The 18,012-nt window shown below is 46.9% G+C and carries 21 protein-coding genes; 17 read left to right on the top strand and 4 right to left on the bottom strand.

Annotation, left to right across the window (positions count from 1 at the left end; all coding sequences use genetic code 11):
- Positions 1–583: 583 nt before the first annotated feature.
- Positions 584–856: a hypothetical protein gene (locus C7B77_RS07070; RefSeq protein WP_106302029.1), complete on the bottom strand. Its 273-nt coding sequence runs from the start codon at positions 854–856 to the stop codon at positions 584–586.
- Positions 857–1,599: 743 nt separating this feature from the next.
- Here C7B77_RS07070 and C7B77_RS29135 point away from each other — a divergent pair.
- A complete protein-coding gene (locus tag C7B77_RS29135) occupies positions 1,600–1,812 on the top strand; it encodes a hypothetical protein (RefSeq protein WP_146138220.1) in 213 nt (70 codons plus the stop codon).
- 115 nt (positions 1,813–1,927) lie between these two features.
- On the opposite strand, the gene C7B77_RS29700 is transcribed toward C7B77_RS29135, so the two are convergent.
- A complete protein-coding gene (locus C7B77_RS29700) occupies positions 1,928–2,152 on the bottom strand; it encodes a hypothetical protein (RefSeq protein WP_181243741.1) in 225 nt (74 codons plus the stop codon).
- 312 nt (positions 2,153–2,464) lie between these two features.
- On the opposite strand from C7B77_RS29700, the gene C7B77_RS07060 reads away from it, so the two are divergent.
- The 12 genes from C7B77_RS07060 to C7B77_RS31015 all read left to right on the top strand — a co-directional run bounded on the left by C7B77_RS07060 (position 2,465) and on the right by C7B77_RS31015 (position 12,270).
- The gene (locus tag C7B77_RS07060; protein ID WP_106302042.1) at positions 2,465–2,887 is read left to right on the top strand and encodes a hypothetical protein; all 423 of its coding nucleotides are present in this window, start codon (positions 2,465–2,467) and stop codon (positions 2,885–2,887) included.
- Between the two features lie 99 nt (positions 2,888–2,986).
- Positions 2,987–5,149 carry a peptidase domain-containing ABC transporter gene (locus tag C7B77_RS07055; protein ID WP_106302023.1) on the top strand — a complete coding sequence of 721 codons (2,163 nt, stop codon included), beginning with the start codon at positions 2,987–2,989 and terminating at the stop codon, positions 5,147–5,149.
- Positions 5,150–5,552: 403 nt separating this feature from the next.
- A complete protein-coding gene (locus C7B77_RS07045; RefSeq protein WP_106302017.1) occupies positions 5,553–6,068 on the top strand; it encodes a beta-barrel domain-containing protein in 516 nt (171 codons plus the stop codon).
- A 63-nt stretch (positions 6,069–6,131) separates the two neighbouring features.
- A complete protein-coding gene (locus tag C7B77_RS07040; RefSeq protein ID WP_106302014.1) occupies positions 6,132–6,608 on the top strand; it encodes a hypothetical protein in 477 nt (158 codons plus the stop codon).
- Between the two features lie 20 nt (positions 6,609–6,628).
- Positions 6,629–7,102 (top strand): YybH family protein, encoded by a 474-nt coding sequence (locus C7B77_RS07035; protein WP_106302011.1) that lies wholly within the window; start codon positions 6,629–6,631, stop codon positions 7,100–7,102.
- 63 nt (positions 7,103–7,165) lie between these two features.
- Positions 7,166–7,618 (top strand): GNAT family N-acetyltransferase, encoded by a 453-nt coding sequence (locus tag C7B77_RS07030; RefSeq protein WP_181243740.1) that lies wholly within the window; start codon positions 7,166–7,168, stop codon positions 7,616–7,618.
- An 88-nt stretch (positions 7,619–7,706) separates the two neighbouring features.
- Positions 7,707–8,183, top strand: a complete 477-nt coding sequence (locus C7B77_RS07025; RefSeq protein ID WP_106302039.1) for a GNAT family N-acetyltransferase — start codon at positions 7,707–7,709, stop codon at positions 8,181–8,183.
- 189 nt (positions 8,184–8,372) lie between these two features.
- The gene (locus C7B77_RS07020) at positions 8,373–8,792 is read left to right on the top strand and encodes a VOC family protein (RefSeq protein ID WP_106302005.1); all 420 of its coding nucleotides are present in this window, start codon (positions 8,373–8,375) and stop codon (positions 8,790–8,792) included.
- Positions 8,793–8,814: 22 nt separating this feature from the next.
- Positions 8,815–9,321: a hypothetical protein gene (locus tag C7B77_RS07015; RefSeq protein WP_106302002.1), complete on the top strand. Its 507-nt coding sequence runs from the start codon at positions 8,815–8,817 to the stop codon at positions 9,319–9,321.
- A 37-nt stretch (positions 9,322–9,358) separates the two neighbouring features.
- The gene (locus C7B77_RS07010; RefSeq protein WP_106301999.1) at positions 9,359–10,216 is read left to right on the top strand and encodes a nucleotidyltransferase domain-containing protein; all 858 of its coding nucleotides are present in this window, start codon (positions 9,359–9,361) and stop codon (positions 10,214–10,216) included.
- Positions 10,217–10,235: 19 nt separating this feature from the next.
- Positions 10,236–10,760 (top strand): GNAT family N-acetyltransferase, encoded by a 525-nt coding sequence (locus C7B77_RS07005; protein ID WP_106302036.1) that lies wholly within the window; start codon positions 10,236–10,238, stop codon positions 10,758–10,760.
- 607 nt (positions 10,761–11,367) lie between these two features.
- Positions 11,368–12,270 carry a GIY-YIG nuclease family protein gene (locus C7B77_RS31015; protein ID WP_245894098.1) on the top strand — a complete coding sequence of 301 codons (903 nt, stop codon included), beginning with the start codon at positions 11,368–11,370 and terminating at the stop codon, positions 12,268–12,270.
- A gap of 208 nt (positions 12,271–12,478) precedes the next feature.
- Here the strand turns inward: C7B77_RS31015 and C7B77_RS06990 are convergent, their stop codons facing one another.
- Together C7B77_RS06990 and C7B77_RS06985 are read right to left on the bottom strand one after the other, a co-directional pair.
- Positions 12,479–12,784: a hypothetical protein gene (locus tag C7B77_RS06990; RefSeq protein WP_106301996.1), complete on the bottom strand. Its 306-nt coding sequence runs from the start codon at positions 12,782–12,784 to the stop codon at positions 12,479–12,481.
- A gap of 170 nt (positions 12,785–12,954) precedes the next feature.
- Positions 12,955–16,599: a WD40 domain-containing protein gene (locus C7B77_RS06985; protein ID WP_106301993.1), complete on the bottom strand. Its 3,645-nt coding sequence runs from the start codon at positions 16,597–16,599 to the stop codon at positions 12,955–12,957.
- A 23-nt stretch (positions 16,600–16,622) separates the two neighbouring features.
- Here C7B77_RS06985 and C7B77_RS06980 point away from each other — a divergent pair, with 23 nt between their 5' ends.
- From C7B77_RS06980 to C7B77_RS06965, 4 genes are all read left to right on the top strand, one after another.
- Complete coding sequence (locus C7B77_RS06980; RefSeq protein WP_146138219.1) at positions 16,623–16,817, top strand: hypothetical protein; 195 nt, start codon at positions 16,623–16,625, stop codon at positions 16,815–16,817.
- Positions 16,814–17,281 (top strand): hypothetical protein, encoded by a 468-nt coding sequence (locus C7B77_RS06975; RefSeq protein ID WP_106301987.1) that lies wholly within the window; start codon positions 16,814–16,816, stop codon positions 17,279–17,281. The genes C7B77_RS06980 and C7B77_RS06975 overlap by 4 nt, the downstream gene beginning before the upstream one ends.
- Before the next feature lie 187 nt (positions 17,282–17,468).
- Positions 17,469–17,690, top strand: a complete 222-nt coding sequence (locus tag C7B77_RS06970; RefSeq protein WP_146138218.1) for a hypothetical protein — start codon at positions 17,469–17,471, stop codon at positions 17,688–17,690.
- Positions 17,691–17,765: 75 nt separating this feature from the next.
- Positions 17,766–18,012, top strand: a 247-nt coding sequence (locus tag C7B77_RS06965; protein WP_146138217.1) for a hypothetical protein, incomplete at its 3' end; no start/stop codon positions are given.

The following is an 18,012-nucleotide window of genomic DNA, read 5'->3' as shown; positions in this document are numbered from 1 at the left end:
GATGTGTATAAGAGACAGGAGGGAGATGATGATGAAGTCTTGCACTGCTTCTAAAATCAGGACGACTCGATCGATCCAAATCGGCGGTGCGGTAGCTCGATCTTTAATTTGTCGTTCCATGCTACGCCCTCAAATGTTAGTCAGATCCAATTTTCACATCGATCGTCACTGGACTAACATCACAAGGTAAATTCTTCATCGTTCATACCCAGATAGGTAGTTCCGTAGGGTAGGAAAGTGCCCACCATCCAGATTCTATGTGTTCTTAGAGTCTTAATTGCTGCATGATATTTTCTGAGGTGTAAGGCGATAGCCGATCGCATTTATAATTGCGTTCGCACTGCCAAACTGTGGGTTACCATTTTCCGAAAGTGCCTTTTGTACCCCCTTTCGGCTTACTTAGACCTCTCGTAGCTGAAATCGCAGTCACTCCTTTGATTCGACCGACTAGCCGCAAAAGGTTCTTGTTCGCTAGGCGTAGCATAGACAATTAATAACTTTGGTCTAGCTTCATCTGTCACAGTTGGCTTTTCCTAGATTTATAACATAGCGAACTATAGTTTGCAACCGAAGACTCCTTGATTTAGTAGGTAAAAAACAATTGAATTTGGTTAGGAAAAAGTGAAGGTTTTAGCGACCGACTCAATTTATTAGCCCGAATGTGATTGAGGGTGAGTTGCTCGTCTGGGGTGAGACAGGCAATCGATCTCGTGTGAGCGAGAGCTTCTGGTAAAAAGGGTTTGCTGAAATCTAACGGCTTATCATTGCCAATTAGATCCGGCACTTGCCAAGCGATCTTGGCAGCATCTTTCAAAATTGATGTGTAATTGGATTTGGGAATTGCGATCGTATTCATACAACCTCCTGTTGATGGACTTGGTATCGATCGAGGATGCGGGCATCGGCAAAATTAAAGCACCCGTTCGATCGACACCTGCTTATTTCTGTTTGCTCGATCGGACATTTGGCATTTAGCAAAGAAAGTTAGTTGAACTCTGCTCGGTTGCCTCTGTATCTATCAAGATAAGGGAAGCTTTATCTCATGCCTATGCAGGAAAGTATGTACTTTAGTATGGTTTGCAAGAATGAATGGTATGGCGCGATCGGCTGAGAAAATTTGAACACTATAGCGCGATCGAGAAGTAACAAGTAGAGCGTGACAACATAGAGAGAAATCGGAACTCCAAGCCAATCCGATCCAAAAATAGCACTCGCGATCGCCGATTATTTACAGCTAATTGCATGATTGAATTCTGTCTTAAGGCAACAAGTCATACTCGATCTGGATAATTTACAACAAGAGATCCGATCTTTTCCGATCGTCAACACCGGACTTTTGCCGATCTTTTCTGGCTGTCAAACTGTTTGGGGGCGAATATTCTAAAAGACATGGAGGAAATTAAACCCTCCATTCGACCGACTCATACTCGATCCTCAACCGTTTGCCGTTAGGCACAGCCTTTGCCTCAGTAAAAGCGTCTCTGCGCAGGCAGACGCGAAGCTGAACGGAACGAGAATCGAACAGTCAAAAAGATCCACTGGCGGGGAGTTTTACCGTTGTGTCCCCTTGCTGCATCTCGAAGGAGAGCGATGTCACAGATGCAGACAGTTCCAAAATCGACCGATCGCTATTTACGACAAGATGTGGAGTTTCTATCGCTTCCTCCACTTTATTGCTACCAAAGGCAGGCTAAACCCTGCATCAGAGCGGACAGAGGTAGCAATCTTACGATCGATTCGGCAAAGCCGACGCTGTGCCTACGGCAGGCTAAACGCCAACGCGAACAGAGTAATGACAAGTTTATGAGTTAGTAGCTCGGTAACTTAGTCCGATCTCCACAAATTAACCCATCATTTATCAGGAAAAAACATCATGACTTTCTCTAAATCTAACCTCAATCTTCTCCCCGAATCTCTGTTTACGGAATTAACCGCAGACCAGGCTCAAATGCTCGAAGGTGGAAGCCGGATTAGTATTCTGTTCGTTCGCTGTATTCAGGCGGGTGGTGGTTCTGACAACCTGTCTTTCGACATTAATCGCGAGCGTCAGAATTCCGGTAGCCCGCTCTTTATGCGGGCTAGCAGTGTTGCCAATGTTGGTATCGGTGCGAACTTCAATGGGACAGCGAACGTTAACTTGTTCGACAGCCATAGTCGTGTTCGCGTCCCTATTGGCGGTTTTTTTGACTCTACCCCTACTCGTAGTAAAACGGTTCGTGTTAGCGGTGGCGGATCTATCTACGAAGTGACGTACAAAATTTTCTAATTACCGTGCGATCGTCATACTAGCAATCCGCCCTAGCTTTACAAAGGGGAAACCAGAGATGACTCCAAGTTCCCCTTTCTATGACAATCTTTCGATCGATCGGCGTTCGGAGTAACGACAAATTTATGAGTTAGTAGCTCGGTAATTTTGTCAGATCTCCACAAATTAACCCAATTATTTACTCTAGGAAAAAACATCATGACTTTCTCTCAATCTAATCTCAATCTGCTCCCAGAATCACTGTTTAAGGAATTGACCGCAGACCAGGCTCAAATGCTCGAAGGCGGCAAGCGGGTTGATATTTTATCCGTTAAGTGCATTACGACTGGCGATACTGATGGTACTGACGAATTGTTCTTCAACATTAATGGTAAGGATTTACAGCGACATGCTCCGCTCAATATGAAGGCTGGTCGTACTGCAAATGCTGGTATGAGTGCAAACATCCCCAATGATTCACTCGCAGTGATTCAATTGTTCGATAAGAAGAATAGTGGTGGTGCTTTGTTGGTGGGCAAAATTGTAGACGGTGCCATTAACGATACCTTTTTTACCCTGCGTGCTAAGGCTAATGGTGGTGAGTACGATGTGACCTACAGGATTACTAACAAGTTATTTTAGATGCGATCGTAACGCTTGCAATCCCCCTAACTTTCTTAAAAACATAGATTTAGGGGGGATCGCCACTTTGTCATTAGTCCCTTCATCTCCCCCACTCCCATGCGCTATCCTCTCATTCTCCAGCAATCCGAAGAAGACTGCGGTGCCGCCTGTCTCGCCACCATTGCTAAATTCTACGGTCGCAACTTCAGCATCGGTCGCATCCGCGAACTAGCAGGCACCCGATCGCGCGGTACCAGTCTGCTCGGACTCAGCCGAGGTGCCGAAACCCTCGGTTTCCAAGCGCGCCAAGTCAAAGCCTCGCCCCAACTTTTAGCTAATCTGGCGCAAGCACCGTTGCCTGCGATCGTCCATTGGAAAGGCTATCACTGGGTCGTTCTCTATGGTAAAAATCGCCGCGATCGATATATTGTCGCCGATCCTAGTATTGGCTTGCGCTATCTCAGCGAACAGGAATTGATGTCGGGTTGGACGAATGGGGTGATGCTATTGCTCTCGCCGACAGAGGCATTGCACCAACTGACTGAGGACAAGCAGACGGGGTTTGGCAAGTTTGTAAAACGAGTGTGGCCCGATCGAGGTTTGCTGATCCAAGCGATCGGTTTAAACATCGTAGTTGGTTTACTGGCATTGGCTTCGCCGTTGATGATGCAGTTGTTGACGGATGATGTGTTAGTGCGCGGCGATACGCAATTGTTGCTGATGGTGGCTGTGGGTACGGTAGCGATGACGCTGATTCGGAGTGTCATTAATCTGATTCAGGCGCAGTTAATCGGCTATTTTGGGCAACGGTTGCAGATGGGATTGGTGCTCGAATATGGACAAAAGCTCTTGCATTTGCCGCTGTCCTATTTTGAAGGGCGACGCAGTGGTGAGGTGGTGAGCCGGATTGCCGATGTATCGGCGGTGCATTCATTGGTGGCGCAATTGGTATTAGGTTTGCCGAGTCAGTTTTTTATTGCCGTAGTTTCGTTGATGTTGATGCTGTTTTATAGTTGGGAATTGACGATCGCCTCGACAGCGATGTTTGCCGTGCTGGTGGGAGTTAACTTTCTGTTCTTACCAGCGATTCGCCAAAAGACTCGCAATTTAATCATTCAAAGTACTGAAAATCAAGGCTTTCTCGTCGAAACCATCCAAGGCGTTCAGGTACTAAAAACCACCCCAGCAACTCAACAGGCTTGGCAGGAATATCAAGCGAATTTCAGTCGGTTGGCGCATTTGGGTTGGGGGACGATGAAGTTGGAACTCTATAGCGGCACAGTGACGGGCATTTTATCGAGTTTGGTAAGTGTCGGGCTGTTGTGGTTGGGCAGTTATTTAGTGATTAGTCAGCGGTTGAGCGTGGGGCAATTGTTGGCTTATAGCGGCATGAGTGGGAATTTCTTTGGGTTCTTGTTAGCTGCGATCGGGATTGTGGATGAATTCATTCGCGCTCAGGTGATTTTGCAACGCTTGGGTGAAGTGATGGATGCGACTCCAGAAGATGCACAAGATGCCCACAAGCCTTGGGTGGAGCTATCAGCAACGGCGGATATTTATTGTGAAAAATTGCGATTTCATCATTCGGGGCGCATGGATTTACTACAGGATTTGGATTTGGTAATTCCAGGCGGTAGGATGACGGCGTTAATCGGTCGATCGGGTTGCGGCAAAAGTACGTTAGCGAAATTGCTATCGGGCTTGTACCAACCGCAGTCGGGTACTATTCAATATGGGAGTTGCGATCGCGGCAATCTGGCGTTAGATTGTTTGCGACAGCAGGTGGTATTAGTACCGCAAGATGCCCATTTTTGGAGTCGCTCGATCGTTGATAATTTCCGCTTTAGCTATCCCGATGCCAGTCTCGAACAGATCGTGCGAGCTTGCGAGCTTGTCGGGGCGGATGAATTTATCCAGCAATTACCAGACGAGTATCAAACAGTATTAGGTGAGTTTGGGGCAAACCTATCGGGGGGACAGCGACAACGGTTAGCGATCGCGCGAGCATTATTAGCCAATCCAGCGATCTTAATTTTGGATGAATCCACATCCGCACTCGATCCTGTCAGCGAGGCAATGTTATTAGAACGATTGCAACAACATCGGCGGGGTCAGACGACAGTACTAATCAGCCATAGACCCCAAGTAATTGGAGCTTGCGATTGGGTGGTGATGCTAGAGCAGGGACAGGTAGTGAGTCAAGGTACGCCAGCGGAATTGCGACGGCGCGAGGGCTTGCATCGATCGTTCTTGACCCCAGAATTGGCGTTGATGCCTTAAATTAATTGAGAATTGATACTTCGGCTCCGCTCAGTGCAGGGAATTGAGAATTGAGAACTCGCTCGCTCCTAGCTTCCTTTCAACACCGCCACCAACAAATAAACCCCAACCCACAGATCGATTCCCATTGCGAAGCTAATGCGAAGCGCGCCCCAATGCCCACAGATTGACCCTTGTGCAGGGGAGTTTGAGGGGCGGCACCCCGCCCTTCAACGGGGGGTCTGGGGGAAGCGATGCGCGCTCGTCGGGTTTCCCGACGGTTTAGCGCATCAAGACAGCCTCCCCCAGATCCGGGTTCTCCAAGCACCAGTAACCTAAAACTAAGCACCAGTCCAAGAATGGCCTAAAAGGGCAATCCTTAACCCGAACTAACGGACGATTTATCAAATTAGAGATGAATTCTATGACATCCAAAGCATTACCCAATTTAAACGATCTGCTGCCGCCACTCAGCCCGTGGGCGCGATTTGGCAGCCTCGGTATAGTAGCCTTGCTCGGAGGCTCGATCGCCCTCACGACCAAAATCCCCCATCGCAGCACCACCCAATCGATCGCGATCGTCACCCCCGATCGCACCATTCAAGCCCTCGTCCCCGCCGAATCGATTAACCAAATCGCACCACATCAAATCGCTCAAATGCGCGTTACAGCTTGCCCTTACGGTGAATTTGGGACATTAAAAGGGCAGGTAACATCGATCGCCACCCAACCTGTAATGGTGACTGATGCGATTGCCACCCAGTTGAGCCAACCGACGTTATATGCAGTGACGATTCAACCCCAGGATTTAGTCTTAACACAAGCCGCAAAATCCTGCCCCGTGCGGGTGGGGATGCAGGGTCAGTTGGATATTGTCCTGCGGGAGGAGCCGCTCGCGCGATCGTTGTTACGGCGGATGCGGCTGGGTGGGACGGATTAGTTACATAAAAGTTAACTCACATATCAAATTTTATCGAGAAGAAAATCTCAAGCAGGTACTAACATGATTCATCATATTTCGATCGCGGTTAATAATCCGCAGCATGTGGCTGATGTAATTGCCGAGTTATGGCAAGGACGATCTGTGCCCTTTCCGGCTCATGAGGGCAGCTATATTGCCTTTCGTTTCGATCTTTATGGCACAGCTATTGAGGTGATGCCGAAAAGCCTGATTTTGAAGCCAGGGTTAGAAACAGCCGCCGTGCAGTTTGCTGACTTTGAGCCAGCTACGGGCTATACGGCTACTCATGCAAATATTTCAGTGGTTGTGAGCGAACAAAAAGTCTATGAGATTGCCGAACGTGAAGGTTGGCGAGCTGTGCGGTGTAGACGCGGCGGAGCGGTCGATTTAATCGAGCTGTGGGTTGAAAACCAGGTGATGCTGGAGTTGTTGCCGCCAAATCTGATGCCAGAATACCTTGCCGCAGTGGAACCCAATAGCTTGAGTGCGCTTTTGAAAAACTTAGCTGCTGCCCAATAGCGACAATCGAGGAAAACCCTATGAATCCCCAATCCCTTGCTGAAGACATTGCCAACCTGACCCAGCAGACAGCAGAGGCAAATACAGCACTCATGCGCGGTGACATCGATCGATACCTCGCACTGACAGAACACGCGAATGACTACACGCTGATGTCGCCATTCGGCGGAGAGCCAACCCACGGCTTCGATATGTCACAACAGGACGCACTGGGGCGGTTCTTTAAGTCCGGCACATTCGACCAGGAGGTAGTCGCCACCTATGCCACGTCAGATTTCGCAGTACTCGTGACGATTGAGCGGGTGTGTGCCGAGGTTGGAGGTTTACCCAAGCAAGACTGGTTGCTGCGGGTCACACAAGTCTTTCGCCGTGAAGCGGACGCATGGCAACTTGTGCATCGGCACGCAGATCCGCTGGCGAACGGTATAAGTTTGCAGCAGGCGGCTGCGCTCGCACTGGGCGTTCGCCGTGCGGCACAGGAAACCTCAAAGTAGCTCGATGGGATGGACACGATCTCATACACCCTTTGAAATGGCTCTTAACTAAGGATGATTTTTATGGCGGTAATTATTCGAGATGCCCTGAACTCAGAGTTTGATGAGGTTGCAAATCTCAATGTCGAAGCTTATCGTGAATATGCTCGTGCCCTGACCTCAGACAATTGGGATCGGATGCAAACGAACTTATCTAAGGTGGCAGAAATCGCCAAGCCAGGACGATTAATTGTTGCCGAACGAGATCGATCGTTAGTCGGAGCGGTTGTTTATCATCCGCCTGGAGCCTCCAATCCTCGTCTGTTTCAACCCGAATGGGCATCGATGCGGCTGTTAGCTGTATTACCTCAGTACCGGAGTCAGGGAATCGGACAACAACTCAGTTTGGAATGTATCGATTCTCGCAAGCGAGAGGCTACGCCAACGAGCCAAGCAAGACCGAGCAAAGACGATCGGACTGCATACGAGCGAGTTAATGGTATCTGCCAGGAAAATGTACGAACGACTGGGCTTTGAACTGGATATTGAGTTGCCTAGCAACTTTGAAATCCGGTACTGGCGGTATGTATTGAAGTTGGATGCTTTGGAGGCAGAAAAAGTAGATATGAAGATCCGAATTGCAGAGCGAGAGGATATCGACACTCTTTTTGAGATTAGAACTAGCGTCGTCGAAAATCATCAATCCCGCGAAGAGATTGCCGAACTTGGGATTACACCAGATTCAGTTGCCAAAATGCTAGAAAAAGATTGTCGTGCATGGCTTGCTGAGATTGACGATTCTGCAAAGCAGACGCTATGCGAACGACCGATTGGGTTCTCAATTGCAAATGCCACAGAAAAAACCATATTTGGCATATTTATCCTACCTTCTTTTGAATGCCGAGGGGCTGGACGTGCCCTAATGCAAGCTGCTGAAAATTGGTTGTGGTCAAAGGGGATGAATGAGATTTGGTTAGTCACAGGCAACGACCCTAGCTTGAGAGCCTACGGCTTCTATCTATATTTGGATTGGATTCCGGCGGGTATCGAACCTGATGGAGATTTCAGCGGACAGATGAAATTTATCAAAAGATGTGAGTGAAATTGTCTCGATCGTCCGATCTGGTTGCTGAAGGTTGCGTAAGTGTTTGCAGATAAGCTGTCAAACATCTAAATCAAATATTCGATGATGTTCAACTCAGTTGGTTGAGCGGAGTCGAAACCAACGGTGTATGTACTTTGAAAGTTGAACAGCTTAAATATCATCTCTAGCTAAAGCGTGAGGTAAATTATGACGATCGATCTCGGACTAACTCATATAGCACTCCCCGTTACGGATATCGATCGCAGTATTCAGTTTTACGCTGTCTACGCCCAAATGCAAGTAATTCATCATCGCATCGATGCCGAAACAGGTGTTGCTGTTGTATGGCTTTGCGACCGCACTCGTCCGTTTGTCATCGTGCTGATTCAGACAAGTTCGGTGCAGTCGGTGCTGTCTCCCTTGGCACATCTGGGAGTCGGTTGTCAAAGTCGGGAAATTATCAACGCTCTGTGCGATCGAGCAAAACAGGAGGGTTTTCTGCTACAGGAACCTAAAGATTCTGGATATCCGATTGGATACTGGGCTTTTTTAAGAGATCCAGACGGTCACACGCTCGAACTATCTTACGGACAAGAAATCGGATTGACAGTAGCACAAACTCCATAAAATAGGATGGGAGATAGATCGAATGTCTAGTAAAAATTTAATTCGATTAGGCGGACTCGCCGCCATAATTGCTGGAATCTTACGCGGCGTAAATTCGTTTTTACCCAGTAGTAATAATCCTAATGCAACTATCTCTATTCTTTACCTATTGACCGATATTTTTCTCTTATTTGGCATCATGGGTATTTATAGTTTTCAGTATCGGCAATCTCGATCGTGGGGATTTTTTGGATTTATCCTCGCGATTGTTGGGATTGCCATTATCCGCACCGGATCGATATCTGAAGTTAGTCTATATCCGATCGGCGCATCGATATTTACGGTAGGTATGAGCTTGTTTGCAGTTGGTTCTTGGATCGCCAAAGAGTTACCCCGCTGGGTATCGATCTTGTGGGTACTTTCGACGATCGTTGGATTCATGGGTTATTTTATCCCAAGTCTTAATCTATTGTTTGTCGCGTCTGGGGTAATATTCGGTATTGGTTTTGCTGGCGCAGGGATGAAGATCTGGTCGGCAACAAGCAAATAAATTAAATCGATTTACTGGTTACAAAAATGGAGCCAATATGAATCAGCAATTGCCTCAGTTCATCTACTACGTTGTCGATCGGTTGCAGTCAGTTCGGGGAATTGCCGCGATCTCTTTAGGTGGTTCGAGGGCACGAGGCAACCATACACAGAAGTCAGATGTGGATCTGGGAATTTATTACCAGCCAGAGAATCCACTCGATTTAGTTACGCTAAATCACCTTGCCGCCGAACTTGATGACACCCATCGCCCAAATTTAATTACCCCAATTGGTGGATGGGGAAAATGGATTAATGGCGGTGGTTGGCTACAGGTAGAAGGTGTACCTGTAGATTTTCTCTATCGTGATGTGGCTCAGGTTAGCCGTGTTATTGATGATTGCCATGCTGGACAAATCACGATCGATTACCAACCCGGTCATCCCCACGGCTTTGTATCCTCTATTTATATGGGTGAAGTCGCCATTTGTCTGCCACTTCACGATCCGTGTAGTGTTTTAGACAGTTTAAAAGCGAGGACAACTCCCTATCCAAGTCAGCTTAAACAAGCAACACTTAATAAGTTTGCCTGGGAAATTAGTTTTTCGCTGTTCGTTGCGGGAAAGGCTGTTGCACGCGGTGATGTTGCCTATGCCGCAGGTTGTTGTTTCCGCAGCGTGGCTTGTATGAATCAGGTATTATTTGCACTCAATGAAGAGTACTTATTGAATGAGAAAGGTGCGGTCGCAGTCGCCAACAGTTTTGCGCTGTGTCCACGCGACTATCAACAACGGGTTGAGTCGGTGTTTGCTTCGTTAGCAAGTGAGGCAAAATCAATGACGGATGCGATTGCCATCCTGGATGGAATCGAACAGGAATTGAGCCAATGGTATGGCGATCGTCGGTTGGTTATGTAAAGTCTAAAGGGGGCAAGTGATGAAAATTTTGGAAACCAATCGGCTCATCCTCAGACATCAAATATTAGAGGATCTCGATAGTCTCTATGAGCTTTATCGAGATCCAGAGGTGAAGCAATATATTCCCGATGCACCCCGGACGTATCAAGAGACTAAGGAAGAGTTAGAGTGGTTTTTCAAGGGACATCCAAAGTATCCACAGCTAGGGCTTTGGGCAACCATTCATAAAAAAACAAATCAGTTCATTGGACGGTGCGGGTTGCTGCCCTGGAAGATTGACGATCGTGAAGAAGTGGAGGTAGCCTATTTATTGGCTAAGAAATATTGGGGGCAAGGGTTAGGAACTGAGGCGGCACAGGGAGTTGCGCGATATGCCTTCGATCGACTGCATCTGAGACGGTTAATTTGTTTAATCGATCCTGAAAACCAGGCTTCGATTCGCGTTGCGTGTAAGCTTGGCATGGCATTTGAGAAAGAGTTTGAGTATCGACACGGACGATGTTTGGTGTATGCGACCTCAAGAGAGGATGATGTGAGGCGTTAGATAGAATTACGATCGTTGGTCGTTCGCGCAGCGTCTCGCAGAGAAGACCTGCCTTCGGCAATCGATTCCTTTAACAGAGACATAACATAAATGTTTCTAGCTAAAGATCGCCCAAAAGATTGCCAATAAATTCTACACGATCGCGCCTAAAGCTGTTAAATTTTCCTGCTGCGCAGCAGTCAATCCTTGGATGCCCCGAATATTCATCCCTTCATAGGGTCGTGGCGATCGATACCTCGCACTGACAGAACATGCGAATGACTACACACTAATGTCTCCCTTCGGCGGAGAGCCGACCCACGGCTTCGATCGATTGCAACAGGACGCACTAGGGCGGTTCTTTAAGTCCGGAACCTTCGACCAGTAAGTAGTCGCAACCGCTGAAAAGTTATTATTTTACAATACTTATTTTTATTTTTATTTTGTGGGAATACTAATGTGGCATTAATTTTTATTCAGTAGGAATAGTTAGATGGGATTTGACAGTAAAGATATTTGGCATGGCATTCCAGTGATAGACCTTACAAAGGATTCTATGCCTATAAGTAATTCAATATTCCGAATAAATTTAGATAACTTTGTTTGTTACTGGGAAAGCTTTCCTTCAATGTCTATAGATCAAAAACGAGATCGCCTCGGTAAAATCTTTAATGTTGACTATTTCGATTCCAATACTGTTTTAACAAATAGAGCCAGTGTTAAGAAGCTAATAAAATCAGGATTTTATGACCCGTCTCCTTCCGATCAAAGTGGTTTTATATATATTTACACATTTGAAGATAATGTTTTAGCAGGTTTATATAAAGAGGGATTCTTATGGTGGGAAACTTGTCGATATGAAGCTAAACTTAAAATTGGGCGCACCGAACAGAATGTTTTTCGTAGAATCGAACAACAATTTGACAGCAAAACTGGTGTCTCTGAACCACCAATACTATTAGCCGTTTTTTGGACTAAATTAGTAGTACAGTGCGAGCATGAGATTCACAACGAACTAATTGATAAGCGGTTAAAAGATAAAGAAGGTAATCTAGCAAAAGGTGGAGTTGAATGGTTTAAAGATACCCCTACACAAATCTTGCCGATCGTTCTTAAATGGGTGAAACACTTCAATGAATTGTTGGGATATCACCCTGAAACTGGCGAACCGATTTATGCCAAACTCAACTTTCATGGCCCCTACGTCCAATTGGGACGTAAGCATATAGAGGGTGAGAAAAAACCCAAGCAAACATTTTTACCTAAAGGTATGATGACGTTGGAGGATATTACCCTCGAAATTGCGCTCGATCTGCTTAAGCTGCCGCGCGACTTGGGCATTCATCCCGAAACAGGTGGTAAACTCCAAGTCAATCTGCGCAGCTTCGGCTCCTACATCATCCACGATCGAGGTAAAGAGGGCAAAGAATATCAATCGATTAAAGCTCCTGATAATGTTCTGACGATTACATTGGAACGGGCGATCGAGGTTTTGGCTGCTTCAAGATTATCCAGATCCAACCGTAGGTGACGATGACAAGCATAAGGCGATTCCCAACAAAGAATATACCTCCGTTGACGGGTTTCGACTACGCTCAACCCTCGATCCATCAGTTGGTTGAGCGTAATCGTTGGCGTAGCCTGCCGTAGGCACAACCAACGGTGTGGGTATTTTTATTCACAGAGATAGCAAACAATTCGGGTGTAGCGAATTGTTATGCTGCCGCGCTCTTGAACGTTCATGGAAGCTCTATACCAACTATTACACGCGCTCCTGTGAGGGGATCTCTCCGATAAGTTTTTCTTGTCCGAAAACCATGCCTCTCGTCAATTTCATCAAAAAACTCGGACGGCTCCCAAATCTTAGGACTTTGCTCGTACTGATCCCGCAATTTTTCTGGCTCTATAGTTTTAGCTATAGATGTACCTCCAATTTTTGACTGGATAAGCCCCTTCCACTTCTCATAGAGGTCTTTGAAACCTGCGCTAGCTAAACCTTTACCACAAAATGCCAGAATCTCTAAAACCACGCTGGAATCGATCATTGCTCATAGCCTCAAACGAATGTACTAAACAATTATATTTCCTGTACAGGTTTCTACAAGCCAGAAAACTATAAATTTAGAAAGAATTTGATGCTGCATAGTACCGTGAAGGAATTAAGGCACTATCCAAAGGAAACTCTCACAATCGCTCAAAAGATCGCCAATGGACTCTATAGAATCGCGCCTAAAGCTGTTAAATTCTCCTGCTGGGCGGCAGTCAATCCTTGGATGCCCCGAATATTCATCCCCTCATAGGGTCGCGGCGAGCGAATAATCTTAACGCATTCACCCGTTGCAACATCCCAGAATCTAATGGTGGCATCGGTACCAGTACTGGCTAGCAACTGTCGAGCTGCCAAATCCGCGCTGTAGTGGGGCACAAACGCCACAGCAAACACACCATGCGTGTGCCCTTGCAATATCTTCAGACATTCCCCGCTGCCCACATCCCAAAGCCTGACGGTACCGTCATAGCTGCCACTGGCAAGGATGCGACCGTCAGGGCTAAATGCCACCGATCGAGCAAACGCTTGATGACCGGGTAAAACTTGGAAACATTCACCAGTATCAATACGCCAAAGTGCAACGGTATTGTCAACACTACCACTTGCTAAAATATCCCCGCTAGGGTGTACCGCCATCGAGACAATCCCTGGCCGATGCCCCTGCAAAGTCCGGATATGTTCGCCAGTCTGGATATTCCAAAACGAGAGCGTCCGACTCGCACTCACCAGCATCGGCGGGGAGGTAATGAAGGCTACCGCTGTGACCCAATCTGTATGCCCTGTCAAAATTTGGAGACACTCACCCGTGAGCGTATTCCAAAGTCTAACTGTATGGTCTGAGCTACTACTGGCTAGGATTCGACCGTCGGGGTTAAAAGCCAGAGACCACAGCCCATCGGTATGTCCGGTTAAAATGTGGCAGCACTGACCATCGCGAACGCGCCAAAGTTTGATAATCGGGTCTTCACCATTACCCCCAGTAGCAAGGAGTTGACCGTCTGGGCTGAATGCTACCGTTCTGATGGAACTATGATGACCGCTCAAACTCGTAGATCGATTCCCCGCAGGCGAGGCTGCGCCAACGCCCTGGATATTCCAGAGTCGTAACGCTCCGCCAAAGTATCCAGTGGCTAGCATCGCTTCAGGAGCGGCATTATCTGGGGGGACAAAATCCATTGCATAGATCGTATTTGCATAGCCCTGGAAAACTTTCAGACACTTGCCAGTATCCAGACTCCAGAGTCTCACCGTGCGATCTTCACTACCGCTAGCTACAATCTGATGAGGCGCATTACAAGCGATCGACCAAATCCAATCCTCATGCCCAACCAGCGTCTTCAAACACCTGCCAGTCGAAACATCCCACAGTTTGATGTTGCGATCCTTGCCACCGCTGATGAGGGTTTGACCATCGGGACTAAAAATGACCGACTTCAATTCATCGCTGTGTCCTAAACAAGTTCTCAAACACTCGCCAGTACTCGCATCAAACAGCTTGACGGTAGCATCATCACCACCACTGGCAATAGTTCGACCATCTGGACTAAATGCCACCGAAAAGACTCTACCTTGATGACTGGCAAATGTGTTCGAGCATTGCCCGTCGCGAACGTTCCATAGCCGGATGTTGGCATCGACACCGCCACTGACAATGGTTTCACCGTCAGGACTGAATGCTACTGAGTAAGCTGCCTGGGTATAGTCGGTGAATTTCCGCAAGCACTCACCAGTATTCACATCCCAGATTCCGATCGTCCAATCATCGCTACCGCTGACTAGGAAATCATCACAACCACTGACTAAGAGATTGCCATCGGGACTAAATGCCACTGAATTGACCGATTGGGTACGATCGGTTAATGTCTGCAAGCACTTACCAGTATTCACATCCCAGAGCCGCATGGTGCAGTCATAACTGCCACTGACTAACTTTCGACTATCGGGGCTAAAAGCCATCGCTCGTACCCAATGGGTATGGCCGCTTGATATCGATTGCAGTTGCTGAGTGCGGGTATCCCACAACCGAATATCGCCGTTGAAATCACCGCTAGCCAACCAGCGACCGTCTGGACTAATGGCGACTGCATGAATACTGCTGAAGGTTTCGGTAAAAACTGAGTTGGCCCAATCGGTGTTCGCAAAATTAGTATCGTGTAAATTCATGCCGAGTAGATAGGCTTGCCGAATACACAAACCAGAAAAATCATAGCCAGTCGAGTCAATGTGCAAGTGCCGCAACAGGTTAATTAAATTGCCACCTGCATAGCCATCGGTACCAGCAAATTCAGTTCGCAGTTTAACCAATATTCGATCGAGTTGCTGCTTAATTTCTAGTTTCGATCGCAATTTACCCATAAGTCGATCGACCAGCGGGACTAAAATCATCCGCACTTGACTCTCGCGCACATAGTCTTGAGCCTGAGCTTGAATCAGTGCGTGGCTATTAAAAATTGACAGGTCTAAAATAGTAATTTCTGCACATACTCGATCGATGAATGCGTCGGTGACATACTCCATCACTACGGGTTGCAAAGTAAAGCAGCCCGAACTTTTTTCGATTAAACTTTGCCGATCTAACAATTGTAATGCGGCTAAAACTTGCGATTGAAATCCGCTCGGAATAAAGTCGGCTAATAGTTGCGAGATCGAGATGGCTTCACGCCCGATCGCCAACCAGTACATTACCTGTTGCTCGATCTCAGATAATCGCTCGAATTGCTGCGCTAGTAAAGCATCGATCCCATTGCAGAGAATTACCCCTTGTTCTAAAAATGCGCTTACGCTACCGTCAAATAGATCTCGAATCGTCGTTGCCGCAATTTTAATTGCTAACGGGTTGCCAGCGTAAGATTTTTTAAACTGCTGCCAATCGCTGGAATTATTTGTATAACAACCATTGGCAGTCCCGATTGCTTCCACTTCGAGATCGCTCAAACCGAGTAAATCCAGCGTGCAAACTGCCCCAAATTCCCCTTCTAAATGAATCAAAGTTTTGGGCTTTTGGCGACTGGTTAATAATAAACAACTAGCATGATGTTCGGTAGCGATCCGACGAATGAGTTCGCTATAGCCAGCATAACCTTCACGATAACCACCATCGGCAAGAATCGATTCAAAATTATCAAAAACGAGCAGGCAACGCGTAGTGCGTAAATATGCCATCAATTGCGAGATCTGAGCATCCAGAGTATCCGCAGGTTCGGTTTGCTGTTGGTGGGAGATAAAGGCAATAAGCTGAACCAGAATTTTATCTAGTGGTGGGGCATTACGGAGAGATTGCCAGAAGATGCGCTCGAAAGCTTGAGTTGAAGCAGCTAACTTTTGAGTGAGGAGAGCTGCTAGAGAGGTTTTACCCATGCCGCCCATCCCCACGATCGAAATCAGCCGACAACGTGGCTGAAGGGAATTAACCTCAGAATTGCCCGCCAGCCACATTTCCAACTGCTGGAGTTCGGTTTCGCGCCCAATGACGCTAGAAACATCGATCTTCTCTCCCCAATAGCAATCTCGCTCTGGGGGCGAAGCTGGGACTAATTCTGGCACCGCTAATTGGGGAGCGCGCTCGCGCTGGCGGCGCATGACTGCTTGCAAATTACTTTTAGTGACTGGTTCGCCGATGGCAATGCTCAACTGTTGCCACAGTGCGTAGCCGACATCGCGGACATAGCCCATGTCATAACCGACTCGCTCGGCAATGCGTGCATAAGTCCACCCCTCCCAGGTATAGCGAAAGACTTGCTCTTGAAGATCGCGCAGACTTTGGGCTGGGAGCAGTGTATCGAGTAATGCTAAGGCTTCATCCGCTGTCATTTGCCAAGACCCCGCCTGAATCTATGTTCTTAAATTTTAAGCGGAATAATCCGATCGTTGCATTTTACTTTTCCGATCTTTTCCGATCGTCAACAGCAGGTTTTTACAGGTCTTTTCTGGCTGTCAAACTAGCTGGGGGCACATATTCTGGAGATATGGAGCAGGTTAAAACCTTCATCCTTTCCAACTCACAATTACAACAGGAACAAGTATTATGACTTTCTTCAAATATAGTCTCAACCTCGCATTACTCAGCTTATTAACCTGCGCTGGCTTGGCTGCCCCCGCCTTGGCAACAGCCGATAGCGACAACAGCATCCGCAACGCGCAATTTGAGGGTACTGTCGATCGGTTCGGTCGATCGCGGCAGATTAAAGGCGATGTAACTTCTACTGACGATCTAGCAGATTTCCGGCAATTTCTCCTCACTGGTAAGGCTAGCTTGCGGATAACTGGTGAAGGAATTGCCCCTAACGGCGGACGCACCGATTTGAAATTAGTTCGCGACTTTAATAACAACGGCAAGGTCGATTCTGGTGAAGTAATCGTCAGAAGCTCTGGGTCTTTTTCATACTCATTGGCTACTAAGAACTTACTGCCAGGAAATTATATTGTCATTATTGAGAGTCGCAATTTAAACGCCAACAAAATCAAGTATCAAGTGACCATCGATCCTCAATAGTCGTCGAGTCGATCTGATAGATATCTGGTAAGCCTGACCGATAACAGATCTTCTTTCTATAAAATATTTCAAAAATCGGCGATCGATATTTAATGCCAAAAGCGATCTAAATCGATTGCCGACTATGAAATTTAGATCTAGCAATTATTTCACTCATATCAACCAAGTTCGTGTCAGGAAAAAACTCATGTCACCCACACATAAAAACAGATCGCTCTCCGACATCGAAACCGACTTAATGAATTGTCTGCTAAAAGCACCCACGATCGATTACCCCTGGAATCCCGCAGACATTGATACTGCCGACTATTATGCCAGATCGGATCGCCATTTTTATTTTGAAAACTGGTCGGATGCCGAACTCTACGATCGATCTCAATCTTTCTCAATTTGGTGGCAATCTTTGTGAATTGATTTCTGCCCAAATATTAACTCTAACTCAAGCTACTTTAACCGATCGCTTACTAAAAGAGGTATTTCCGTCATGAAAACCAATTTATACATCAAATCTAACAACATTGTCGATCTCATCCAACTTCATTTTAAATCTATCGATCTGCCCAAGATCGGTATTTGTGGGAGCATTTTCACACACACGCCTCGTCCGCCAATAGTTGCCGAACTAAAACCAAACGATGCGAATGTAACTATTAACGATTCGGCAAAGCCGACGCTGCTTGGTGAAACGCACGCTGAGGGAACCTCAGCGCGATTTCATCCGCTACGCGAAC

Origin of the sequence: Chamaesiphon polymorphus CCALA 037, from assembly GCF_003003845.1 — a bacterium.
GTDB classification, from domain to species: domain Bacteria; phylum Cyanobacteriota; class Cyanobacteriia; order Cyanobacteriales; family Chamaesiphonaceae; genus Chamaesiphon; species Chamaesiphon polymorphus.
This window is presented reverse-complemented; position numbering and strand designations above follow the sequence as displayed.